This window comes from Arsenicicoccus sp. UBA2120 (genome assembly GCF_002330965.1).
Taxonomy (GTDB): Bacteria; Actinomycetota; Actinomycetes; order Actinomycetales; family Dermatophilaceae; genus Arsenicicoccus; species Arsenicicoccus bolidensis.
The window spans coordinates 1-22510 of sequence record NZ_DCYC01000032.1 but is presented as its reverse complement, the minus strand read 5'-3'; the positions used below and the strand labels follow the sequence as shown (position 1 = coordinate 22510).

At 72.4% G+C, this 22510-nt stretch carries 21 protein-coding genes and 1 pseudogene; 13 read left to right on the top strand and 9 right to left on the bottom strand.

The features are described 5' to 3' along the window. Positions 1-394: 394 nt before the first annotated feature. On the top strand, positions 395-1417 hold the full coding sequence (locus B2P18_RS04330) for a Fic family protein (RefSeq protein WP_286956048.1): 1023 nt from the start codon (positions 395-397) through the stop codon (positions 1415-1417). Positions 1418-1510: 93 nt separating this feature from the next. Here B2P18_RS04330 and B2P18_RS04325 read toward each other — a convergent pair whose 3' ends face one another. Next, positions 1511-2347 (bottom strand): SGNH/GDSL hydrolase family protein, encoded by an 837-nt coding sequence (locus B2P18_RS04325; protein WP_286956046.1) that lies wholly within the window; start codon positions 2345-2347, stop codon positions 1511-1513. After that, positions 2344-3024 carry a uracil-DNA glycosylase gene (locus B2P18_RS04320; protein WP_037210818.1) on the bottom strand — a complete coding sequence of 227 codons (681 nt, stop codon included), beginning with the start codon at positions 3022-3024 and terminating at the stop codon, positions 2344-2346. The genes B2P18_RS04325 and B2P18_RS04320 overlap by 4 nt, the downstream gene beginning before the upstream one ends. 177 nt (positions 3025-3201) lie before the next feature. Between B2P18_RS04320 and B2P18_RS04315 the strand changes: the two genes are divergently transcribed. The 11 genes and pseudogenes from B2P18_RS04315 (at position 3202) to B2P18_RS04270 (ending at position 13480) form a co-directional block, all read left to right on the top strand. Continuing rightward, on the top strand, positions 3202-4134 hold the full coding sequence (locus B2P18_RS04315; protein WP_019284363.1) for an ABC transporter ATP-binding protein: 933 nt from the start codon (positions 3202-3204) through the stop codon (positions 4132-4134). A gap of 6 nt (positions 4135-4140) precedes the next feature. Next, entirely contained in the window at positions 4141-6690 is a 2550-nt protein-coding gene (locus tag B2P18_RS04310) for an ABC transporter permease (RefSeq protein WP_286956041.1), read from the top strand. Between the two features lie 73 nt (positions 6691-6763). Then, the gene (locus B2P18_RS04305; protein WP_286956039.1) at positions 6764-7057 is read left to right on the top strand and encodes a DUF3263 domain-containing protein; all 294 of its coding nucleotides are present in this window, start codon (positions 6764-6766) and stop codon (positions 7055-7057) included. Between the two features lie 81 nt (positions 7058-7138). Next, positions 7139-8200 carry a P1 family peptidase gene (locus tag B2P18_RS04300; protein WP_286956037.1) on the top strand — a complete coding sequence of 354 codons (1062 nt, stop codon included), beginning with the start codon at positions 7139-7141 and terminating at the stop codon, positions 8198-8200. 70 nt (positions 8201-8270) lie between these two features. Beyond that, a complete protein-coding gene (locus tag B2P18_RS04295; protein WP_286956035.1) occupies positions 8271-8708 on the top strand; it encodes a hypothetical protein in 438 nt (145 codons plus the stop codon). 156 nt (positions 8709-8864) lie between these two features. Next, positions 8865-9257 (top strand): PAS domain S-box protein, encoded by a 393-nt coding sequence (locus B2P18_RS04290; protein ID WP_286956034.1) that lies wholly within the window; start codon positions 8865-8867, stop codon positions 9255-9257. Beyond that, positions 9215-9445: pseudogene (locus tag B2P18_RS18860) on the top strand (diguanylate cyclase domain-containing protein); the annotation flags it as partial. The gene B2P18_RS04290 and the pseudogene B2P18_RS18860, both read left to right, overlap by 43 nt. Positions 9446-9537: 92 nt before the next feature. Next, on the top strand, positions 9538-9660 hold the full coding sequence (locus B2P18_RS04285; protein ID WP_286956032.1) for a hypothetical protein: 123 nt from the start codon (positions 9538-9540) through the stop codon (positions 9658-9660). Between the two features lie 15 nt (positions 9661-9675). Continuing rightward, positions 9676-10308 carry an EAL domain-containing protein gene (locus B2P18_RS04280; protein WP_286956030.1) on the top strand — a complete coding sequence of 211 codons (633 nt, stop codon included), beginning with the start codon at positions 9676-9678 and terminating at the stop codon, positions 10306-10308. Between the two features lie 155 nt (positions 10309-10463). Next, a complete protein-coding gene (gene groL, locus B2P18_RS04275; protein ID WP_029212475.1) occupies positions 10464-12089 on the top strand; it encodes a chaperonin GroEL in 1626 nt (541 codons plus the stop codon). A gap of 467 nt (positions 12090-12556) precedes the next feature. Then, a complete protein-coding gene (locus tag B2P18_RS04270; RefSeq protein WP_019284353.1) occupies positions 12557-13480 on the top strand; it encodes an EamA family transporter in 924 nt (307 codons plus the stop codon). A gap of 186 nt (positions 13481-13666) precedes the next feature. On the opposite strand, the gene B2P18_RS04265 is transcribed toward B2P18_RS04270, so the two are convergent. Further along, positions 13667-13957, bottom strand: a complete 291-nt coding sequence (locus B2P18_RS04265; protein WP_019284352.1) for a WXG100 family type VII secretion target — start codon at positions 13955-13957, stop codon at positions 13667-13669. A gap of 153 nt (positions 13958-14110) precedes the next feature. Between B2P18_RS04265 and B2P18_RS04260 the strand changes: the two genes are divergently transcribed. Further along, a complete protein-coding gene (locus tag B2P18_RS04260; protein ID WP_019284351.1) occupies positions 14111-14884 on the top strand; it encodes a DUF4031 domain-containing protein in 774 nt (257 codons plus the stop codon). Positions 14885-14947: 63 nt separating this feature from the next. On the opposite strand, the gene B2P18_RS04255 is transcribed toward B2P18_RS04260, so the two are convergent. The 6 genes from B2P18_RS04255 to B2P18_RS04230 all read right to left on the bottom strand — a co-directional run bounded on the left by B2P18_RS04255 (position 14948) and on the right by B2P18_RS04230 (position 22364). Further along, positions 14948-16336: a GntP family transporter gene (locus tag B2P18_RS04255; protein WP_286956028.1), complete on the bottom strand. Its 1389-nt coding sequence runs from the start codon at positions 16334-16336 to the stop codon at positions 14948-14950. 3 nt (positions 16337-16339) lie between these two features. Then, the gene (locus B2P18_RS04250) at positions 16340-17251 is read right to left on the bottom strand and encodes an NAD(P)-dependent oxidoreductase (protein ID WP_019284348.1); all 912 of its coding nucleotides are present in this window, start codon (positions 17249-17251) and stop codon (positions 16340-16342) included. Positions 17252-17362: 111 nt separating this feature from the next. Continuing rightward, a complete protein-coding gene (locus B2P18_RS04245; protein WP_286956027.1) occupies positions 17363-18796 on the bottom strand; it encodes a four-carbon acid sugar kinase family protein in 1434 nt (477 codons plus the stop codon). Positions 18797-18883: 87 nt separating this feature from the next. Beyond that, positions 18884-19585 (bottom strand): FadR/GntR family transcriptional regulator, encoded by a 702-nt coding sequence (locus B2P18_RS04240; protein ID WP_019284346.1) that lies wholly within the window; start codon positions 19583-19585, stop codon positions 18884-18886. A 53-nt stretch (positions 19586-19638) separates the two neighbouring features. Then, positions 19639-20286 carry a hypothetical protein gene (locus B2P18_RS04235; RefSeq protein ID WP_029212480.1) on the bottom strand — a complete coding sequence of 216 codons (648 nt, stop codon included), beginning with the start codon at positions 20284-20286 and terminating at the stop codon, positions 19639-19641. A gap of 23 nt (positions 20287-20309) precedes the next feature. Next, positions 20310-22364, bottom strand: a complete 2055-nt coding sequence (locus tag B2P18_RS04230; protein ID WP_286956025.1) for a HelD family protein — start codon at positions 22362-22364, stop codon at positions 20310-20312. Positions 22365-22510: the final 146 nt, after the last annotated feature.

The following is a 22510-nucleotide window of genomic DNA, read 5'->3' as shown; positions in this document are numbered from 1 at the left end:
CATCGGTGGATCGAGGCTTAGGGCTCAAGGTGTCGCCGCGGCCCCGTCGAGGCAACTTTAAGCGTTAAGGTTGCCACAGGGCATCTTAGGGCATCTCGACGAAAGGCTAGCGACTATGGGCACGTGGGAGCAGGCGTGGTGGGACTCGTCCGAGCCCAGCCTGCCTCGGCGCGAGCGGCGTTCGGGGCCCTACCCGCGATATGTGCCGGACCTGCTGGTCGGCGCCGCGCTGGCTCTCGACCCGGAGACGGATCGGCTCGTCGCGGAGGCCGAGCGGCGTGTGCGTTCGCTCGACGGGGACCTTCGAGATCTTGCCGGGATCTCCCGCTTCCTCCTGCGCTCCGAGGCGATCGCGTCGTCGCGCATCGAGGGGATCGCGCCGTCCGCCCGAAATGTGGCGCTCGCCGAGCTGGGTCAGAGCGAGGAGGTCAAGGGGGTCGGCGAGCAGGCGCAGATGGTTGCGAACAACATGACCGTCGTCCGTGAAGCGACCACCCGCCTCGTCGGCGTCGATCACGTGGCGGTCGAGGACATCGAGGCCCTGCATCGGTCCCTTCTCCCCCGGGAGGAGCACCACCACGGGCTGCGGCAGGTGCCGAACTGGATCGGCGGCTCTGACTGGCATCCCCTCGACGCCGACTTCGTCCCTCCCGACCCCGAGCGAGTGCCCGCCCTCATGCAGGATCTCGTCGCCTATCTCGCCGGAGGACTGCACTCGCCTATCGCCCAGGCGGCGCTGGCGCACGCCCAGTTCGAGACGATTCACCCCTTCACCGACGGCAACGGCCGGGTGGGCCGCGCACTCATCCACACCGTGCTCGCCCGCCGCGGACTGACTCGCGACGCGGTGCTGCCCATCAGCCTCGTCCTGTCGACGATGCGCAGCCGGTATGTCGAGGGACTGACGACATACCGGGTCGCCGCCAGTGCGGACTCGGTGACAGGGATGGCGGTGCGCTCGGCCTGGATCGCCGTCTTCTCGACGGCGACGATCCTTGCCTGTGACCAGGCGGAGCGGATCGCGAGCGAGCTGGCGGCTCTGCGCGCTGACTGGGACACGAGGATTGCGGAGGAGCGGACGAAGAAGGGTGCCACCCGCGGCCTGCGTAGCGATTCGGCCACGGCGGCGATCCTCGCGGACCTTCCTGCGACGCCAGTCCTCACCGTAGCCACCGTGGTCCGGATCCACGGCGTCTCGCGGACCGCAGCCGGGAAGGCGCTGGACGAGCTCTACGTAGCACGGATCCTGACGAGGAAGGCTATCGGGCCGGGGCGGCAGGCCTACGTGGCCGACGACCTCCTCGACATGATCACCTGGGCCGAACGTCGGCTCGCGAGCACCCGCTTCGACACGAGACAGAGCGCGCCTCACCGCGGCGCTCCCACAGCCCCTCCGGCAAGGCCCGCTCATGACTGACTCCGACAGGCTCATCGACAAGCTCTGGCCCTGCTGCGATGTCCTGCGCGGGATCGCCTGCGAGAAGCTCTGAGAGCTCAGCGGCTGCGGCCGTCAGTGCTGGGAGGGGGCGAAGGCGCGGCGCGGGTCGACGACCTGCAGCGTGGGGTACTTGGGGGCGCGGCCGTCGCCGGACGACCGGCCGGTGAGGCGGCGCTGGACCCAGGGGCCGACGTAGGTGCGGGCCCACTCGACGTTGCCGCGCAGCGCCTCGGAGCGGGCGGGTGCGGCCATGGGCGGCAGCGGCGTGCGCCAGTCGGCGAGCTCGGGCGGGAAGCCCAGCGACTGGAAGGCCTCGGCGGCGACGCGCTCGTGGCCGTCCGGCGTCATGTGGATGCGGTCCTCGGACCACATGCGCCAGTCTTTGAGCGGCGTGAGGGCCCACTGGTTGAGCAGGTAGCACTCGTGCCGCTGCGCGATGGCCACGATGTGCGCGATGTAGGTCGCCACGCGGCCGCGAGTCAGGCCGACGAGGGGGGCGTCCTTGGGGTCGGTCGGGGTCGCCATGAGGACGTCGGCGCCGGTCGCGCGGATGCGGGCGACCGCCTCCTCCAGGCGGGACGCCAGCGCGTCGATGTCGGCGCGTGGTCGCAGGATGTCGTTGCCGCCGCCCACGATCGACACGAGGTCGGGCTCCAGCGCGAGCGCGTCGTCGACCTGCCGGGTCACGATGTCGTCGAGCAGGCGGCCCCGGATGGCGAGGTTGGCGTAGCGCAGCTCCCGGTCGTCCTTGGCGGCCACGACGGCCAGCATCGCCGCGAGGCGGTCCGCCCATCCGGCATACACGTCACCGTCGGGAGAGGCCGGGTCCGGGTCGCTCATCCCCTCGGTGAAGGAGTCGCCGATGGCGACGTAGCGGCCCCAGGACCTCGGATCACGGGCGATGCTCACGGGAGCCTCCAGTCGATGGGTTCGGCGCCCTGCTCCTGCAGGGCGGCGTTGGCGCGGCTGAACGGTCGCGAGCCGAAGAACCCGGCGTGCGCCGACAGGGGTGAGGGGTGGGCGGACTCGATGCATGGTATGCCGGGAAGGTGGGGCGCCAGGTTGCGGGCGTCGCGACCCCACAGGATCGCCACGAGAGGGCCGCCGCGCTCGACCAGCGCCGTGATCGCGCAGGCCGTGACGGCCTCCCAGCCCTTGCCCCGGTGGCTGGCAGGCTTGCCGGGCTGGACCGTGAGGACGCGGTTGAGCAGCAGCACGCCGTGGTCCGCCCACGGCGACAGGTCGCCCGAGCCTGGCTGGGGGACACCGAGGTCCGTCGTCAGCTCCTGATAGATGTTGACCAGCGAGCGGGGGATCGGGCGCACGTCCGGGGCGACCGAGAAGGACAGGCCCACCGCGTGACCCGGGGTGGGATAGGGGTCCTGGCCGACGATCAGCACCCGCACGTCGGGCAGCGGCTGCTCGAAGGCGCGCAGCACGTGGGCCCCGGCCGGGAGGTAGGGGCGACCCGCCGCGACCTCGGCCCGCAGGAAGTCCCCCATGGCCCGCACCTGGTCGGCCACCGGCTCGAGGGCCGTCGCCCACGTGGGGTGGACGATCTCGGACAGCGGCTGGGGCGGGGTCACGGCGACCACCCTAGACGGATCCCGGCGCCATCAGGTGTCGCTCAGGGTCCGGCCAGGGGTTTCCCCTGGCCCTGACGCAGCGTCAGGCCAGTAGCGTCGAGGGAGCAGCGGTCGGCCTCCCGGCTGGACCGCCACCGGACTCGCGGCAGCGGGGACCTATCGGAGGGGATGTCAGGGATGGGACTGTTCAAGAGGCAGCAGCCACGTCACGCACGACAGCAGACGGAGCCGGTGGTCGAGGCCGGCGACCCGCGCGAGACGGCGGCCACGCACGAGACGGTGGCCACGCACGAGACGGTGGCCACCCGGGAGGTCCGCGCGCCGGCATACGAGCAGCGGGCGGTCCAGGGCGAGGTCGCCGCCTCGACGCGGGGCCTGGCCAAGGTCTATGGGCAGGGCGACGCCCGGGTGGTCGCGCTCGGGGGCGTCGACATCGCGTTCGAGAAGGGGCGGTTCACCGCCGTCATGGGACCGTCGGGGTCCGGCAAGTCGACCCTGATGCACTGCGCGGCCGGGCTGGACGCGCCGACCGCCGGGCAGGTCTTCGTCGGGGACACCGAGATCGGCGGCCTCAAGGACAAGGACCTGACCGAGCTGCGGCGCGACCGCATCGGCTTCGTCTTCCAGGCCTTCAACCTCATCCCGACCCTGACGGCGGAGGAGAACATCCTGCTCCCGCTGTCGATCGCCGGGCGCAAGCCGGACCCGGAGTGGTACGACACCGTCATCGACACCGTCGGGCTTCGAGACCGGCTGCGGCACAAGCCGTCCGAGCTGTCCGGCGGCCAGCAGCAGCGCGTCGCCTGCGCCCGCGCGCTGGCCAGCAAGCCCCAGATCATCTTCGCCGACGAGCCCACCGGCAACCTCGACTCCCGCTCCGGGGCCGAGATCCTCGGCTTCCTGCGGCGCAGCGTCGACGAGTTCGGTCAGACGATCGTCATGGTCACCCACGACCCCGTGGCCGCGGCCTACTGCGACCGCGTCGTCTTCCTCGCCGACGGCGAGCTCGTCGACGAGCTGCAGAGCCCGACCCGCGAGGACGTGCTCGACACCATGGCCCACCTGGACGAGCTGGTCCAGGGGCGCCGCCAGCCCCAGCGGGCAGGCTGACCCGCCATGCTCCGCACATCGTGGAAGTCCCTGATGGGCCGCAAGCTGCGGCTCCTCATGAGCGCCTTCGCCATCGTCCTCGGGGTGTCCTTCGTCAGCGGCTCCCTGATCTTCACCGACATGCTCGGCAGCACCTTCAACGGCATCATGAACGGCACCGTCGCCGACGTGAACGTCCAGCCCAAGGGCTCGTCGGCCGGGGGCGCGACGTCCGGGTCCCGCAGCGTCCTCACCCGCGCCCAGATCGACCGGATCGGCCAGGTGGAGGGCGTCCGGTCGTCCGTGGGCGCCATCACCGTCACCGACGCCTACCTCGTCGGCAAGAACGGCAAGGTCCTCGCCACCGTGGGGCCGCCGTCCATCGGCGGCAACGTCATCACCGAGCCGGCCTTCGGCGGCCAGCAGGGCATGGTCGTCAAGAGCGGACGGACGCCCCAGCGGGAGGGTGAGGTCGCGATCGACCCCGCCTCCCTCGAGAAGTCCGGCTACCGGTTGGGCGACACCATCGCCATCGCCAGCTCGGGGGCCGAGCCCACCATGCGGGCGACCATCGTCGGGACGGTCCTGTGGGGCTCCAAGGGGTCCACGGCGGGCGCGACCTACGCGATGTTCGACGACCGGACCGCGCAGCAGCAGTGGATGGGCGGCAAGGACGCCTACCAGGCGGCCTGGGTCACGGCCGAGCCCGGGCAGGACGTCGACGCCCTGGCCGAGCGGGTCCGCGCCCTGACGCCGGCCGGCTACGAGACCCTGACGGGCGCCGAGCTGGCCAAGAAGAGCGAGGACCAGGTCGGGCAGGCGCTGTCGTTCATCTCGACCTTCCTGCTCGTCTTCGCCGGCATCGCCCTCGTCGTCGGGTCCTTCCTCATCGTCAACACCTTCTCGATCCTCGTCGCGCAGCGCTCCCGCGAGCTGGCGCTCCTGCGGGCCATGGGGGCGAGCCGGCCGCAGGTGCGCCGGGCCGTGCTCTTCGAGGCGTTCGTCGTCGGGCTCGTCGGCGCCACCCTCGGGCTGCTGCTCGGCCTGGGGATCGCCCAGGGCATCTCGGCGATGTTCTCGACGTTCGGCCTCGACATGGGGTCCACCCCACCTCGGCTCACGCTGCAGGCGGTGGCGGCGTCATACGTCGTGGGTCTGCTCGTGACGATGCTCGCGGCCTATGTCCCGGCCCGCAAGGCGTCCTCGGTGCCCCCGGTCGCCGCCATGACCGGTGACGCGCTGACCGGCCGGTCCGACCTCGGACGACGGCTGGCCATCGGCCTGACCCTGACCGGCCTGGGCGTCGCCGGGCTGCTCGCCGGGCTCTTCTGGGAGGACGCCCCCGGGCGCACGTGGTGGATCGGGGCCGGCGCGCTCCTGACGCTGCTCGGCGTGGCCTTCACCTCGCCGGTGCTGGGCAAGCCGGTCCTGTGGGGCCTCGGCCGGGTCTACCGCGGGATGTTCGGCCAGGTCGGAGCGCTCGCCGAGACCAACGCCACCCGCAACCCACGCCGCACGGCCGCCACCGCCTCGGCCCTGATGATCGGCCTGACCCTCGTGACCACGATGGCGGTGCTCGGCCAGTCGGCCAAGACCTCGCTGACGGGCATCATCGAGGGCGGGCTCCGCGGGGACTACATGTACTCCAACCCGGCCTTCCAGCCCTTCTCGCCCGCCATCGCCGACCAGGCGGCCAAGGTCGACGGGGTGGCCAGTGTGCACCGCATGCGGATGGCGTTCGGGACGCTCGGGGGCGAGCAGACGATCCTGGGAGCGATGGCGCCGAGCGACTTCGACAAGATCTTCAAGCAGGAGGCCGGCCGGGGCTCGCTCGCGGACTTCCGCAAGGGCACGGTCATGGTGCCCGAGAAGATGGCGACCGACAAGGGCTGGGCGCTCGGGCAGAAGGTCGACGTCGCGCTCCCCAGCGGGCCGCTGCCCCTGACCCTCGCGATGACCTACCAGCAGGACGAGGGGATGGACGGCGGGCTCTACACCACCCTAGACACCCTCGCGGACGCCGGGGTGCCGGCGACCGACATGCGCGTGGTGGTGGACGTGGCGGGCGGCGCCGACAAGGCCAAGGTCCGTCAGCAGCTGGAGACCATCGTCAAGGACCTGCCCATGGTGACCGTCAAGGACAACCAGGAGTTCGCCAAGACCCAGACGGGGCAGATCGACCTGCTGCTCAACATGATCTACGCCCTGCTCGGGCTGGCGATCGTCATCGCCGTGCTCGGCATCGTCAACACGCTCGCCCTGTCCGTCATCGAGCGGACGCGCGAGATCGGGCTGCTGCGGGCGATCGGCCTGCGGCGGGGACAGCTGGGGCGGATGATCCGGCTCGAGTCGGTGGCGATCGCGCTGCTCGGCTCGGTGCTCGGTCTCGGCATGGGGCTGCTCTTCGGCTTCGCGCTGGTCCGGGCGCTCGAGGGCGACGGGCTGGCCCTGCACGTGCCGTGGGTGCAGCTGCTGGCGTTCCTCGTCGTCGCGGGGATCGTGGGGGTGCTGGCCGCGCTGTGGCCGGCCCACCGCGCCGCGCGGATGGACGTGCTGCGGGCGATCCAGACCGAGTGAGCGGCGGCCATGTGGGTGATCAGGGGCGCGGCACGAATGACATGCGTGTGATTCGGCCGCTACCCTGAGGCTCATGAGCGCCGCACTGCACCCCACGTCGGCCACGCGTCCCGTCGCCTCCCTCAGCGACCGGGAGCGCGAGATCCTCGCGTTCGAGCGCCAGTGGTGGAAGTACGAAGGCGCCAAGGAGCAGTCCGTCAAGGAGCTGTTCGACATGAGCGCGACGCGCTACTACCAGGTGCTCAACGCCCTGATCGACACGCAGGCGGCCCTGGAGCACGACCCCATGCTCGTCAAGCGGCTGCGGCGCATGCGCGCCCAGCGGCAGCGCGCCAGGTCAGCACGCCGGCTCGGCGTCCAGCTCTGACCCCCACAGACCCGTAGGCCCCCGTCCTCGCACAGGACGGGGGCCATCGGCATCCCGGGGGCCGGGAGTAGATTCGCGGGCATGCGCACCGGACCCACCAACACCCTCGTCGACGTCGCCGGGTTCCGGGTCGGTCACGCGACCCGGGACGATACGGGCTGGCTGACCGGGACCACCGTCGTGCTCCCGCCGGACGGCGGCTGCGTCGCCGGCGTGGACGTGCGCGGCGCGGCCCCCGGGACCCGCGAGACCGACCTGCTCGACCCGCGCAACCTGGTCGACCGGGTCGACGCCGTGGTCCTGTCCGGCGGTTCGGCCCTCGGGCTCGCCGCGGTCGACGGCGTCGTCCAGGGGCTGCTGGAGGACGGCATCGGGTGGCCCATGGGCTCGCCCGGGCAGGTCGTGCCCATCGTCCCCGCAGCGGTCGTCTTCGACCTCGGGCGGGGCGGCGAGTGGCGGCACCACCCCGGCTTCCGGGACGGTCAGGCCGCGTATGCCGATGCGCGCGACTCGGGTGCGCGGCCGGTGCCGATGGGCGCCGTCGGTGGCGGGACGGGCGCCAAGGTCGGGGGCTTCAAGGGCGGCGTGGGCTCGGCGTCGTGCGTGCTCGACGACGGCGTGACGGTGGCCGCCCTGTGCGTGGTCAACGCCATCGGGTCCGCCGTCGACGAGACCACGGGCGAGCTGTGGGGAGCGCGGCACGAGCTTGACGAGGAGCTCGCTGGGCTCAGGTCACCGTCCGCGCAGGACGTCGCGGCGTCACGCGTGGCAGCAGGGAGCCTGCCGGAGCGGTTCGCGGGCATGCCGGGCATGGCGACGACGATCGGCGTGATCGCGACGGACGCGCGGCTCACCAAGGCGCAGTGCCAGAAGATGGCGGGCGTCGGGCACGACGGCCTCGCGCGGGCGCTCAAGCCGGTCCACACCTACTTCGACGGCGACACCCTCTTCGCCCTCGGCTCGGGGCGCCACGAGCGAGAGCTGTCCCTGCCCGAGCTGGCCCTGCTCTTCGAGGCCGGGGCGGACTGCGTGACGCGTGCGGTGGTGCACGCCGTGCTGGCGGCCGAGTCCGTGGACCGCACGGCGGACGGCGGCGCGGCCTGGCGCTCCTACCGGGCCGCGTTCCCCTCGGCATACGGCTGACTGACTGGATGACTGACCGACTGACGTGGCCGGACCGGCCGAGCCTCGCGGAGTCTGGGAGAGTGGTCGTATGACGGAGCAGTGGGACACACCGGAGAAGCTCGCCGCCATGCGCGACGCCACCGAGGCGACCGTGCCGGGGTGGCGACGGCCCGCCCTGTGGGGCGTCGGGATCAGCGCAGCGTCGTCGGAGCCGGAGTGGGAGTTCCCGTGCGTCAACCAGGGCGGGGCCTACCTGCCCGCGGTGGTGCTCGGGCGCCTCGTCCGCCACTCGCAGACCACCGAGACGCTGCCGGTGACCGTGGACGTGCTGCGACGCGCGATCGACGACCTCTCACCGGCCGAGGCCTGCACCTCGGTCGACCACCCCAACCTCGTGGCGTGGCGGTGGCTGCTGGGCGAGATCGAGTCCAACCCCGCGCGGGACCTGGTCGTGGTCTACGTCGACGACCTGGACGACCCCGTGAGCAGCGAGGCCGACGGCGAGCTGAGGGCCGCGGCCTCCTGACAACCGGCCTGACAGGACCCGAGCGGCCCGCCGACGCAGGTCACGCTGGGTCGATCGGCGTCACGGACGCGATTTCTTCAGACGCGGAGGGTAACGCTCGTCATACTTGATGCAGAGGACGCGCCGGCGCCCGCTCGTCGAAGGCTCCGCGAGGCGATGGCCGAGAGCCGTCAGCAGGAGGAATACTTCCGCAGCCTCGTCCAGGACTCGCAGGACGTGATCATGATCTGCGACGGGCGTGGGGTGCTGGAGTACGTCTCACCCGTCGCCGAGCGGGTGATCGGGACCGAGGAGGCCCTCCGCAGCGTCGACGACCCGCGGTCCTCGACGCTGGCCGAGGTGCTGTTCGTCGATCCCACCGTCGTCACGGAAGCGCTGCGCCTGGCGAAGGACGAGGGGTCCGCGTTGTTCGACGTCCAGACCGACGGTCGGGTCCTCGAGACCTCGGTCGCCCCGCGTCCCGACGGGTTCGTGGTCGCCGTGCGCGACGTCACCGCGCGGGTAAGCTGTGCGAGCGGCTGCACGCGCTCGCCTACAACGACACCCTGATCGGGCTCGCCAACCGTCCCCAGCTACTGGAGCGCCTCGGTGAGCTGCTGGACGACCCGGTGGAGCGCTCCGAGGTCGCCCTGATCTTCGTCGACCTCGACCGGTTCAAGCAGGTCAACGACTCCAGCGGGCACCACGCCGGCGACGCCCTCCTGCGCGAGGTCGCCGCGCGGATCACCGGCGTGACCGGGCCCGGGCGCCTGCTCGCCCGCCTCGGCGGGGACGAGTTCGCCGTGGTGGCGTCGGCCGGCTCGAGGAGGCGACGGAGCTGGCCGGTCACGTGCACGACGCCCTCGCTCGGCCGTACGGCCTCCTGGACCGGGTGCACCAGGTCGGCGCGTCGATCGGCGTCGCGGTGGCGGAGCCGGGGGAGCCCCGCCTCGCCCCGGAGGAGCTCCTGTAGCGGGCGGACCTCGCGATGTATGCCGCCAAGCAGTCCAACGAGGCCTGGCGCGCGTACGACCCCGGCATGCGCGCGGCGGCGGAGCGCCGGGCCGACGCCGACCACGAGATCACGCGGGCCTGGGGCGCGGAGTCGGTCCGCCTCTACCTGCAGCCCATCGTGCGCACCCACGACCTGGCCGTGCACTCGGTGGAGGCCCTGCTGCGCTGGGTGGGTGCCGACGGCCGGGTGGTGGGGCCTGCCACGGTCCTCGACTACGCGACGCGCACCGGCCACATGACGCGACTGACGGAGTGGGTCCTGTCCGGCACCGTGACCTCGCTGCGGCGGCTCGGGCCGGGCGGGATCCCCGTCTCGGTCAACCTCCCGACCGCGCTGCTGGACGTCGATGACGTGGCGCCTCGGCTCGAGGAGATGCTGCGGCGAGGCGGGCTGCGGCCGACCGACGTGCACCTGGAGCTCGCCGAGGACGCCATGGTGGATCGCGGACCCCGGTCCACGCAGACCGTGCAGGGCCTGCGGGCCCCCGCCGACGCCGCGCGGCTCCCCAGCCTGCGGGAGCTGGCGTCCTGGGGGTCGTTCATGGGCGCCGGAGGCGTCCGGCATACGACACCGTCGTCATTTGCACTCGGGGGTGCCGAGTGCTAATCATGGTGTTAGCACTCTCCTAGCGAGAGTGATAAGAGCCCGGTCGTATGACGAGGTCCGGGGCCCCCAGGTGATGTGAACCCGGTGGCCACGAGCCGTCCGTCGCGGGCGTCCTGCGACCGACACATCCGTTTCGTGTGGGAGGAAACCCCCGAATGGCCAAGCTGATTGCCTTCGACGAGGAGGCCCGCCGCGGTCTCGAGCGCGGCATGAACATCCTTGCCGACGCCGTCCGCGTCACCCTCGGCCCCAAGGGCCGCAACGTCGTCCTGGAGAAGAAGTGGGGAGCCCCCACCATCACCAACGACGGCGTGTCCATCGCCAAGGAGATCGAGCTCGAGGACCCGTACGAGAAGATCGGGGCCGAGCTCGTCAAGGAAGTTGCCAAGAAGACCGACGACGTCGCCGGTGACGGCACCACCACCGCGACGGTCCTCGCGCAGGCCATGGTCAAGGAGGGCCTGCGCAACGTCGCGGCCGGCTCCAACCCCATGGCGCTGAAGCGCGGCATCGAGACCGCCGTGAAGGCCGTCTCCGCCGAGCTGCTCGACATGGCCAAGGACATCGAGACCAAGGAGCAGATCGCCTCCACCGCCTCGATCTCCGCCGCTGACCCCCAGATCGGCGAGCTCATCGCCGAGGCCATGGACAAGGTCGGCAAGGAAGGCGTCATCACCGTCGAGGAGTCCAACACCTTCGGCCTCGAGCTCGAGCTCACCGAGGGCATGCGCTTCGACAAGGGCTACATCGCGCCCTACTTCGTCACCGACACCGAGCGCATGGAGGTCGTCCTCGAGGACCCCTACGTGCTCATCGTCAACTCCAAGATCTCGGCGATCAAGGACGTCCTGCCGCTGCTCGAGAAGGTCATGCAGTCCGGCAAGCCGCTCGCGATCATCGCCGAGGACGTCGAGGGCGAGGCCCTGTCCACGCTGATCGTCAACAAGATCCGCGGCACCTTCAAGTCCGTCGCCGTCAAGGCCCCGGGCTTCGGTGACCGTCGCAAGGCCATGCTCGGCGACATCGCCATCCTCACCGGTGGCCAGGTCATCTCCGAGGAGGTCGGCCTCAAGCTCGACACCACCGAGCTCGACATGCTCGGCCGGGCGCGCAAGGTCGTCGTCACCAAGGACGAGACCACGATCGTCGAGGGTGCCGGCGACGCCGACCAGATCGCCGGTCGCGTCGCGCAGATCCGTTCCGAGATCGACCGCAGCGACTCCGACTACGACCGCGAGAAGCTCCAGGAGCGCCTCGCCAAGCTCGCCGGTGGCGTCGCCGTCATCAAGGCGGGCGCGGCCACCGAGGTCGAGCTCAAGGAGCGCAAGCACCGCATCGAGGACGCGGTGCGCAACGCCAAGGCTGCCGTCGAGGAGGGGATCGTCGCCGGTGGTGGCGTGGCCCTGCTGCAGGCCACCGACGCTGCCTTCGCCAAGCTCTCGCTGGAGGGCGAGGAGGCCGTGGGCGCCAACATCGTCCGCGTCGCTGCCGAGGCTCCGCTCAAGCAGATCGCGATCAACGCCGGTCTCGAGGGTGGCGTCGTGGCGGAGAAGGTCCGCCACCTCACCCCGGGCGAGGGCCTGAACGCCGCCACGGGCGAGTACGTCGACATGATCAAGGCCGGCATCATCGACCCGGCCAAGGTCACCCGCTCCGCCCTGGAGAACGCCGCGTCCATCGCCGCGCTGTTCCTCACCACGGAGGCCGTCATCGCCGACAAGCCGGAGAAGGCTGCGGCGGCGGCGCCTGGTGGCGACGACATGGGTGGTATGGGCTTCTGACGAAGCGCGTAGGTGAGGCCTAGTCCCGAGGAACGAGGGACACGGCCGAGCCGGAGTGCGAGGAAGAAGCCCGATCAAGCTCAGGCTTCTGACGCCAGACGGAGCCCGATCAAGCACAGGCTTCTGACGCACGAGATTCACGAAGGGCGGCTCACCGATCACGGTGGGCCGCCCTTCGCGTGCGCAGCTGCTGCACATACCGGGTCGAGCGTGAACCGGGGTGTTGTGCCGCAACGGAATTCGTCCGGGACGAGCTCCGATGTGCAGCAGTTGTGCGCGCTGCCGACCGTCGGTGGGCGCTCGCCGTGCCTGCGAGCGCACCTCGGCGCACCAGCCGGGTCGTATGCCGGCCCGCCGGGCACGTGAGCGACGTCATGTCGTCCGAAACGTGGGTGACGTGCGCTCCAGGGCCCGGTCGGGGGAGAGTCGTGGTCGGACCACGTCGACGACACCGCAGGAGCCCCAGCATGATGCCGCGCAAGGACACCTTCCTCGCCTGCGTGGTCATCCTCATCTGGGGCGTGAACTTCGTGGCGGCGAAGTACGGCATGGAGGTGATCCCGCCGCTGCTGTTCGCGGCGCTGCGGTTCACGCTGGTCGCGTTCCCCGCGGTGCTGTTCGTCCGGCCGCCGGGCAACGGGTGGCGGACGGTGCTGGCGTGCGGAGCGACGATGTCGGCGGGGCAGTTCGCGCTGCTCTACACCGCGATGAACCTCGGGATGCCGGCGGGGCTGGCGTCGCTGGTGCTGCAGATCCAGACGGTGTTCACGGTGACGATCGCGGCCCTGGTGCTGCGGGAGCTGCCGACGCGCTGGCAGGTGGCGGGCATCGCCATCGGGGTGCTCGGCATGGTCGTGGTGGGGTGGGAGTTCATGGTGGCGGCGCCGGTGCTGCCGTTCGTGATGACGATCGCGGCCGCCGCGTCGTGGGGGATGGGCAACGTGCTCACCCGTCGCCGTCCGCCGCGGGACGGCTTCTCGCTGGTGGTCTGGTCGGCCCTGGTGGCGCCGCTGCCGCTGCTCGGTCTGTCGCTGTGGCTGGAGGGCTGGGAGCGGGACCTGCATGCGCTGACGCACCTGACGCTGACGTCGGTGCTGGGGCTGGCGTTCGTCACCTACGGCGCCTCGATGGCGGGCTACGGCCTGTGGAACCTGCTGCTGTCGCGCCATGCGGCGTCGACGGTGTCGCCGTGGTCGATGTTCGTGCCGGTCATCGGCACGGTCGCCGCCTACTTCTACAACGGTGAGACCCCGACGGTCCTCGGCCTGGTCGGGGCGGTGGTCATCATCGTCGGCGTGCTCATGGCCCTCGGTGTGATCGGCCCGCGTCGACGGCCACGGTCGGACCTGCCGGACCGGGAGCACCCGGCTTCAGAGCCCGCGGGTCTCTGAGGCTCGGGCCGCCTCGGGCGACCGGCTCCTGGCGACGCGCCCGGTCCAGGGCCCGGTTCCCGGTTCCGCCAGACCGTCGAGGGACACCGAACCGGAAGAAGGCCGCGGCGGGGCTGGGGGACCCCCGCCGCGACCCTCCCGACCCGGGCGGGCCGAGCCCGTGGGCCCGCCCGGGAGCTCGTGGGGTCAGCGGAACATCGCGGTGTTGGCCTGCTCGGTGTCGGCATACTGCACCCCGGCCTGCTGGAGCAGCCGGTTGATCGACTCCAGCGACTCGCGCACCTGCGACTGGGTGCCGCGCCACTGCGCGATGACCCCCTGGAAGCCGGCGGAGGCGCTGCCCTGCCAGGCGTCCTGCAGGGCGGTCAGGCGGCCCATCATGGCCCCGACCTGCGTCTCGATCTCCGCGGAGATCTGGCCGATGTCGGCCGAGGCCGCCGAGATGCGCTCGGTGTCGACGGTGAAGGTTGCGCTCATGTCCGAATCCTCTGCTCGCGTTCGACCCTGGTGGCCCGTCCGTCCGGTGTGCCCGGACCGGCTGAGAGCAACTCTGCCCCGCCCGGCCCGTGACCTCGTCCGCTCATCCACAGGCGGGGTCGGTTAGCCTGCCAGCATGGGGACGGTGACCGCGTGACGCTCTATGTCGACGCTCCGCAGTGGCCGGCGCACGGCCGCCACTTCGCCCACCTCATCTCGGACTGCTCCTACGACGAGCTGCACGCCTTCGCGGCGGAGGTGGGACTGCACCCGCGGTCCTACGACGGTGACCACTACGACGTCCCGCAGGAGCGCCACGCAGACGTGGTCGCGGCCGGGGCGCGCCTCGTCGACGGTCGGGAGGTGGTCCGGCTGCTCCACGCCACGGGACTGCGCTTCCGCAAGCGCAAGGGCGAGCGCCCGATGGGCCGCTACCCGGACGTGGTGCCGACCGTCGCCGGACCGCACCACCTCGACGTGATCGTCTCCGACCAGGAGCCGCCCGAGCCGACGACCTCGGCGGCGGCGACCTTCGTCTTCGACCGGTCCGATCGCCTCCTGATGGTCCACAGCCGCGCCCGTGGCGGGTGGGAGGCGCCGGCCGGGGCCCGCGAGCCCGGCGAGACCCCGCGCGCCGGAGCGGTCCGCGAGGTGCGCGAGGAGACCGGCTTCGACCTCGACGAGGCGCTGCTGCGGCCGATCGGCTACGAGCGGATCACTCAGAGCCGGCCGTCACCGCGCTGGCCGCACCTGCCGCACTGCCACGTGGCGATCTATGCCGCGGACCTGGACGTGGACGGGCCCTCCCTCACGCCATACCGCACCGAGGTCCACGACGCGGTCTGGGTGCCGCTCGACCAGGTCCCCGAGCACTGCTCGGCGCAGTTCTGGTGGCCGGTGCTGGACTGGTTCCTGCAGCAGCGCTGAGGGGCGTCGCAGGAATCAGCCGGCCGGGACCGAGCCGGGCAGCACCCGACGAGCAGCGGCGGCTCAGACGAGCGCCCAGGCGGCCGCGACCGTCGCGAAGCCCACGAGGCTGCCGATGGTCGACAGGACGGTCCAGGTCTTGAGCCCGTCCGCCACGCTGAGTCCCAGGTAGCGCGTCACGATCCAGAAGCCGGAGTCGTTGACGTGGGAGGCGGCATACCCGCCGAAGGCGATGGCCAGCAGGATCAGCACGACCTGCACCGAGCTGAATCCCCCTGAGGCGATGGAGGGCTGGACCAAGCCGGCCGTCGTCAGGATCGCCACGGTCGCGGAGCCCTGCGCCACGCGCAGCCCCACCGCGATGAGGTAGGCCATGAGCAGGACGGGCATGCCCAGCCCCGCCAGGGACCCGGACAGGGCCTTGCCGACGCCCGTCTCGATCAGGACGTTGGCGAAGACGCCGCCCGCCCCGGTCACGAAGATGATGACGGCGACCATCGGCAGGGCGGAGTCCATCAGCTCGCCGCCCTTCTCCATGCTCCAGCCCTGGTTGAGGCTGATCACGTAGTACGCCAGCAGCGCCCCCACGAGCAGGGCGAACGGCGGGGCGCCCACGAGCGAGAGGATGTTGCGCAGCGTGCCCTTGGGCAGCAGCATCGCGCCCGTCGTCCCGGCCATGATCATGCCGATGGGGATGAGGATGAGGGCCATGACGGTGCCCGCGCTCGGGACCTTGCGGCGCGGTGCGTCGGCGCCCCCGGCATACGAGCCGGTCGCGAGGTCGGTGGAGTGCTCGGCCGTCTTGAGGGCCTCCGTGGCGGGGGAGTCCTGCAGGGTGATCCGGTCGTAGCGCATCCGCTGGGACACGAGGTAGCAGACGACGGCCATCGGGATGCAGGCGAGCAGGCCGAGGATGGTCAGCAGGCCGGCGTCGGCGCCGAGCGTCGCGGCGGCCGCGACGGGACCAGGGTGCGGCGGCACCGCCACGTGGACCGCCAGCAGCACGGCCGCGACCGGCAGGCCGATCTTGAGCGGCGAGATGCGGGCGACGGCCGCGAAGCCGAACACGATCGGCGCCAGGATGATCACGCCCACGTCGAAGAACACGGGGATGCCGAGCACGAAGGCGGCGCAGGTCACAGCGAGCACGACGCGCTTCTCGCCGAGGCGGGCGGTGAAGCGGCGGGCGAGGTTCTCGGCGCCGCCGGACAGCTCGATCATCCGGCCGAGCATCGCGCCGAGGCCGACGATGATCGCGACGGAGCCGAGGGTCTTGCCCATGCCGTTGGTGAGGACGGTGATGACCTTCTCGGGGGCGATGCCGCCGGCGAGCGCGGTCACGAGACTGACCAGGATCATGGCGACGAACGCCGGCATCTTGGCCTTGATGACGAGCAGGAGCATGACCGTTATCGCGCCGGCGGCCAGGCAGAGCAGGTATGCCGTGGACATGGCTCAGGCCCCCTGGACGTCGGGGGTCGTGACGCGGGTGGGGGCGAGGACCCGGATGACGCTCGAGTCGTCGGAGGCCGCCAGGCCGTGGGACTGGCCGAGCAGGTAGAGCTGCTGCGCCGCCGCCGCGACGGGCGTGGCGAGACCCGCGCCCTTGGCGGCGGTCGCGACGATGCCCATGTCCTTGACGAAGATGTCGAGACGGCTGCGCACCTCGGCCCCGTCCTCGTCGTAGGCCTGCAGCATGCGCGGCCCGCGGTCGCCGAGCATGAACGACGCCGCGGCGCCGGCACCCAGCGTCTCCAGGGCGGCGGCGGGGTCGAGCCCGAGCGCGTCGGCCAGGGCGAGCGCCTCGGCGCCGGCGGCGATGTGGACGCCGCACAGGAGCTGGTTGACGGTCTTCATGGCCTGGCCGGCACCGGCGCGGTCACCCACGCGGCGCAGGGTCGAGGCCATCGCCTCGAGGACGGGACGGGCGACGTCGTATGCCGTGTCCTCGGCGCCCACCGTCACGAGCAGGTCGCCGTTGCCGGCGCGGGTGGGGCCACCGGACACAGGCGCGTCGACGAGGCCGAGGCCCTGGTCGGCGAGGCGGGTCGCGACGTCCTCGACCGCGGCGATGCCGACCGTCGAGGTGAGCAGCACCACGCTGCCGGGCTCGAGGACCTCGGTGACGCCGTCGTCACCCCACAGCGCGGCCTCGAGCTGCTCGGCGTTGCGGACGGCGACGAGCACGACGTCGGCGTCGGTGGCGGCCTCGCGGGCGCTGGCGTGGCCCGTGGCGCTGGTGGTGCCGAGGCCGGCGGCGCGGGAGGGGTCGAGGTCGTAGGCCCGGACGGGGAAGGTCTGGGCGAGGTGCGTGGCCATGGGCAGGCCCATGGCGCCGAGTCCGAGGACGGCGACGGTGGGGGTCACGGGATCTCCTTCGATCGTGAGGGTGCAGCGGTTGGGGCGATGGGGCGATGGGGCGCGGAGGGGTGCGGCGGGGCGCCATACGGCAGGTGCGTGGTGCGCGTGGGACCAACGTCAGCGGGAGAGGGTGTCCACCACGTCGGCGAGGGAGGCGTCGGTGCCGACGTTGCCGGCGAAGACGATGTAGGGGATGCCGCGGGCGGGTCCGTCCACCGGCTCCCACAGCGACACGATCCCGGGGAGCATCGGGCCGCGGACGTAGGCGCGGGCGATGCCGAGACCGCGGCTGGCGACGTCCGAGGAGGTGATGCCGCCCTTGGCCACGACGAAGCGCGGCGCCCGGCGGGCGAGGACCTGCTGGACCACCTCGACGACCGCGGTGGACACGGTGCGGGCGATGTCGAGGGAGCTGTCGGCGTCGTCGCCGCGCACGAGGGTGCGGCTGGTGCGGACCACGACGGTGCCGGTGGCGAGGGCCTCCACGACGGTGTCGATCACGGCGAGCAGGTGGGCGTCCCGGTCCTCGGAGCGGACGGTGGGGACGTCGATCTCGAGCTCGACCGGCTGGGTGCGCTCGCGCAGGGCGTCCAGCTGGCGGGTGGTCAGGGCGACGTGGGAGCCGACGACGACGAGGCCGCCGGTGGCGTCCTCGGCCAGCCCGCCGTCGCGGATGCGGGCCACCTCCGCGGAGGTGAGGGGGGTGCGGGGCTCCTGGCCGATGAACGCGCGGGGAAAGGGCGGGCCGACGCGGTAGAGGAAGGTGGAGCCGGCGGCCTCGGCCTCGAGCAGGGCGGCGCTGAGCAGGCGCAGGTCGTTCTCGTCGACGATGTCCGCGACGACCGGTTGGCCGTGGGTGAGCGAGCGCAGGAGCGCGACGGTGCCGGCACGGTCCTGGCGCAGCAGGTCCAGCCCGAGGGAGACGACCCGGGACTGCTCGCGGGTGGTCCCGGACTTCTCGGCCACCCAGTCGCGCAGGTCGGAGCTGGCGTAGCCGAAGGTCGCGTCGCGCGCGAACTCGGTCTCGCCGACGGGGGTGTAGCCGTCGACCGGGTTGCCGGCGTGGTGCACCGCGTCGACGGTGACGCGCCCCGCGTCGCCGAAGGCCGGGACGAGGACGACGCCGTCGACGTGGGGGCCGTCGAGCTCGGCCAGGGTCTCGGCGATGGTGTCGGTCTCGAGCGGGAAGTGACCGCGCAGGGTGGAGTCGGAGCGGGACACGAACCCCACGGTGACGCCGGTCTCGCGGGCGGCGGCCAGGGCGGAGGTGACGACCTCGCGGTTGACGCGGGCGGCGTCGGCGGGGGCGAGGCTGCGGGAGTTGGTCATGACGTAGACCGCGGGCTCGCGCTGCTGCAGGGCCCAGGCCAGGGAGTCGACGTCCCACGCCGTGAGCACGGGCAGGTCGGCGACCGACTGGGTGCCGGTGGGGTCGTCGTCGAGGACGACGAGGACGCGGCCGCGGCGGGCGACCCCGGCCGCGATCTCGGCGGCGGGCTGGTGGGGGCCGGCGGCGTGGTGGCGCACCAGGTCGTCGAGTGTGACGCTCACGGGTCTCTCCTTTGAGATCAGAGGTCTGATGTCTAGAGAGGGTAGCGGGGGACCACCGAGGAGGGAAGGGGTGGCGCGATCTCGGCCTCAGAGCCGCACGTGGGTCGCCAGGTCGTCGGAGGTCTGGTCCATGTGGGCGTCCATCGCGGCCTGGGCCGCCTCGGGGTCGCCCGTGCGGAGCGCAGCCAGCACCCGTCGGTGGTGGTCGAGCGCGTGCTCGCGGATGACCGGGACCTCCGAGGTCTGGTAGCGGGCCCGCTCGAGGACCCGGCGCAGCGGGTCGTAGACGGCCCCGAGGAAGGGGTTGCCGGCGGCCTCGAGGATCCGGGCGTGGAAGGCCATGTCGTGGCGGACGAAGGACTCGAGGTCGGACTGCGTGACGGCCTCCGCCATGGCCTCGCAGTGCTGCTGCAGGAGGTCCAGGTCGCGCTCGGTGGCTCGCCGGGCGGCGAGCGCGCAGGCCCCGACCTCGATCATCCGGCGGATCTCGATCAGCGACTGGGCCGTGGCGTCGGACCCCTGGCCGCCGGCCCGCGCGGCGCGGCTGACCGCGTCGAGGTCGGTCCAGCGGTCGACGGGGTTCACGAAGGTCCCGTTGCCGTGCTCGACCCGCAGCACGTGCCCGGCGGCGAGCGTGGCGGTGGCCTCGCGGACCGTCAGGCGGCTCACGCCGAGCAGCGTGGCGAGCTCGTCCTGGCCGGGCAGCCGGTCACCCGGGCCGAGCCGGCCCGACACGATGCGGTCCAGCAAGGTCGTGACGGTCTCGTCGACCAACGAGCTGCGCGGCATACGGCCCTCTCCTCCTGGTGGTGCCAGCCAGGATAGGACGCGGAGGAGGCCGGTCAGGCCAGCCGGGCCAGCTCTCGCCGGACGTTGTCCCGGGCCGCCGCCTCCCAGGCGGTGCGCGCGCCGGGCGTGGCATAGATGTGCGGTCGCTCCACGAGCGCCTCGAGGATGCGGGAGCGGCCGGTCCGGTAGTCGTCGTCCGGGACGGCGGGGTACTCGTCGCGGACCTGGCGGCAGTACTCGTCGAACCGGTCGGCCGGCGCCCCGAGGATCCACAGGTCGGCGTCGAGGAAGGCGGCGTGCACCGGGTCCGTCGTCGGGCCGTGCTCGGCGGTCGCGTGCACGAGCCCGGCCACCTGCTCGATCAGGTCCACCTCGGCGTCGAGCTCGTCGAGCAGCTCGACGGCCAGGGCGGCGCTGGCCTCCTCGTTGGCGCCGGGCTCGGCGGTCACGTCGTAGACCGCGTCGTGCAGCCACGCCGCCACCCGGCAGGCCAGCAGCTGGGGTGGGGTGAGGGCGTCGTCGGCGGCGAGCCGGCCGAGGACCGCGAGCATCTCGGCGAGGTGGTGGATGCCGTGATAGGTCCGGTGCGGCTCGCGCCAGTGGTCGACGAGTCGCGTGGCCGCGCGCTCGAGGGGGACCGCGTCGGCCCGAGGGGCGAGGGCCTGCAGGTCGGCCTGGCAGGCGGCGACGAGCTCATCCATGGCCCCACCCTCTCATCCGGTCGTCAGTCCAGGGGGGTGGGCGCGGTGAGCGGTCCGGGGAGCGGTCGGGCGTGAATCACGCTGAGACCAGACACGGCTCGCGTCAGGACGACATAGAGGCGTCGCAGCCCGGTCCGCTCGTCGGGCTCCGCGTCGGCGATGGCGGCCGGCTCGACGACCACCACGCGGTCGAACTCCAGACCCTTGGCGATGGTCGCCGGCACGACGTGGACCTGGTGCTCGACGTCGCCGTGGTCGGCGCCCAGCGTGCCGTGCTCGATCCCCGCGTCGGTCAGGGCGGCGGACGCGGCGGTGACGCCGGCGTCGGGGACGACGACACCGACCGAGCCGGGCCGCCGGGCCAGGCCGGCGACCCTGGCGGCCGTCTCTGTCCAGAGCGAGTCCGCCTGCACCGCAACGATGTCCAGCTCGCCGACGTTGTCGCGCACGGACTGCGGAGCCGCCAGGCCTGGCGCCATGACGGGTAGCAGGCGGGCGGCATACTCGATCACCGCCGCGGGCACCCGGAAGCCCCGGCGCAGCTCGGTGACCTCGCCGTCGGGCTTGCCGAGGTGGCGCAGCGACTCCGCCCACGAGCCGGTGGCCCACGGGGTCGTGCCCTGCGCGATGTCACCGAGGACGGTCGCCGCGCCGGTCGAGCAGCGCCGGCCGACCGCCCGCAGCTGCATCGGTGACAGGTCCTGCGCCTCGTCGAGCATCACGTGACCGAGGCTGGGGGTGCGGGTCAGCAGGTCCGCGAGCTCGTCGAGCAGCACGGCATCGGCGAGGGTCCAGCGGGCGGACCCCGGCGTGCGAGGAGCCTGGTCCCACACCAGGTCCGCCTGCTCCGCAGGGGCGAGTATGCCGTCCGCCGCCGACTCCAGCGCCGCCGGGTCGGACCACAGCCGGTGCAGGACCGCAGCGGGGTCGAGGCGGGGCCACACGGCGTCGGCATACCGCGTGACGGGGGTGGAGCGGGCGACCGCGTCCTGGACCCGGTCGTCGGGCGAGTCGCCGGCGGCCTCCATCTGGACCAGCACCGCGTGGGCGAGGCGCTGCGGGAGCATCTGGCGGGCGGCGTCGTGACGCACGTCGCGGGTGCGCAGCTCGTCGAGGATCTCGCGCACCTCGTAGGCCGGGATCCGCCACCGGCGGGCACCGCGGGGGACGACGAGGGGCTCGTCGGGGTCCTGGACGGTGGCGCGGACCGCGCGCCGCAGCACGTCGGCGAGGCGGGCGTCGCCCTTGAGGGTCGCCCGGCCGGGAGGGTCGGTGGCGCGGATGCGGACGCCCTCGCCCACCAGGCCCTCGATGGTGGTGTGCCTGACCTGCACCTCGCCCAGGGCCGGCAGCACGGCGCCGATGTGCTCGAGGAAGGACGCGTTGGGGCCGATGACGAGGACGCCCTGGCGGGTGAGGCGGTCGCGGTAGGCATAGAGGAGCCACGCGGCGCGGTGCAGGCCGACGGCCGTCTTGCCGGTCCCGGGCGCCCCTTGGATGCAGACGGTCGTGCTGTCGTCGACGCGCACCAGCAGGTCCTGCTCGGGCTGGATCGTGGCCACGATGTCGCGCATGGGACCGACGCGCGGACGCTCGATCTCGCGGGCGAGGATCTGCGAGCTCGCCTGCTGCTCGGTGCGATCCGTGAGGTGCTCGTCCTCGAGGGCGGTGATGCGACCCCGGTCCAGGCCGAACCTGCGTCGGAGCGTCACGCCCATGGGCTCGGTGCGGGAGGCGCGGTAGAACGCGGTCGACACCGGCGCCCGCCAGTCGATGACGAGAGGGTCGCCGGCGTCGTCGGTGACGTGGCGTCGGCCGACATACCAGCGCTCGCCGTCGTGCTCCGCGTCGAGGTCGATCCGGCCGAAGAACAGGGCGGTCGCGGGGTCGTCCTCGAGCGAGCGGGCGCGCTCCCAGAGGGTGCGGGCGAGGTGCTCCGCGGCGATCGGGTCGCTGCCCTGCACGTCGACGGCGAGGGTGCGCTCGCGCATGGCGGCGAGCTCGGTGCGGGCCCGGTCGAGGTGTCCCTGCTCGGCTCGGAGCTCGGGGTCGAGGTGCGTGTCGCTGGGCGCGGGCATGACGGCAGCACCTTCCGGGGTGGGCGTGAGGGGGACGAGCCACCCTAGCCCAGGCGCGTCCAGCCGGGCGTCCAACCCCGGCCGATGTGCCTACCTCAGGTCGTCATCGGCCTGGCGTGCGAAGCCGGGCGGATGAGTTCCTAAGG

Excerpts from the sequence above, each read along its gene's own strand:
- B2P18_RS04270 (WP_019284353.1), top strand. The coding sequence starts at position 12,557 with ATGATGCCGCGCAAGGACACCTTCCTCGCCTGCGTGGTCATCCTCATC.
- B2P18_RS04315 (WP_019284363.1), top strand. The coding sequence starts at position 3,202 with ATGGGACTGTTCAAGAGGCAGCAGCCACGTCACGCACGACAGCAGACG.
- B2P18_RS04235 (WP_029212480.1), bottom strand. The coding sequence starts at position 20,286 with ATGGATGAGCTCGTCGCCGCCTGCCAGGCCGACCTGCAGGCCCTCGCC.
- B2P18_RS04230 (WP_286956025.1), bottom strand. The coding sequence starts at position 22,364 with ATGCCCGCGCCCAGCGACACGCACCTCGACCCCGAGCTCCGAGCCGAG.
- B2P18_RS04305 (WP_286956039.1), top strand. The coding sequence starts at position 6,764 with ATGAGCGCCGCACTGCACCCCACGTCGGCCACGCGTCCCGTCGCCTCC.
- B2P18_RS04240 (WP_019284346.1), bottom strand. The coding sequence starts at position 19,585 with ATGCCGCGCAGCTCGTTGGTCGACGAGACCGTCACGACCTTGCTGGAC.
- B2P18_RS04255 (WP_286956028.1), bottom strand. The coding sequence starts at position 16,336 with ATGTCCACGGCATACCTGCTCTGCCTGGCCGCCGGCGCGATAACGGTC.
- groL (WP_029212475.1), top strand. The coding sequence starts at position 10,464 with ATGGCCAAGCTGATTGCCTTCGACGAGGAGGCCCGCCGCGGTCTCGAG.
- B2P18_RS04310 (WP_286956041.1), top strand. The coding sequence starts at position 4,141 with ATGCTCCGCACATCGTGGAAGTCCCTGATGGGCCGCAAGCTGCGGCTC.
- B2P18_RS04280 (WP_286956030.1), top strand. The coding sequence starts at position 9,676 with ATGTATGCCGCCAAGCAGTCCAACGAGGCCTGGCGCGCGTACGACCCC.
- B2P18_RS04290 (WP_286956034.1), top strand. The coding sequence starts at position 8,865 with ATGGCCGAGAGCCGTCAGCAGGAGGAATACTTCCGCAGCCTCGTCCAG.
- B2P18_RS04295 (WP_286956035.1), top strand. The coding sequence starts at position 8,271 with ATGACGGAGCAGTGGGACACACCGGAGAAGCTCGCCGCCATGCGCGAC.
- B2P18_RS04265 (WP_019284352.1), bottom strand. The coding sequence starts at position 13,957 with ATGAGCGCAACCTTCACCGTCGACACCGAGCGCATCTCGGCGGCCTCG.
- B2P18_RS04300 (WP_286956037.1), top strand. The coding sequence starts at position 7,139 with ATGCGCACCGGACCCACCAACACCCTCGTCGACGTCGCCGGGTTCCGG.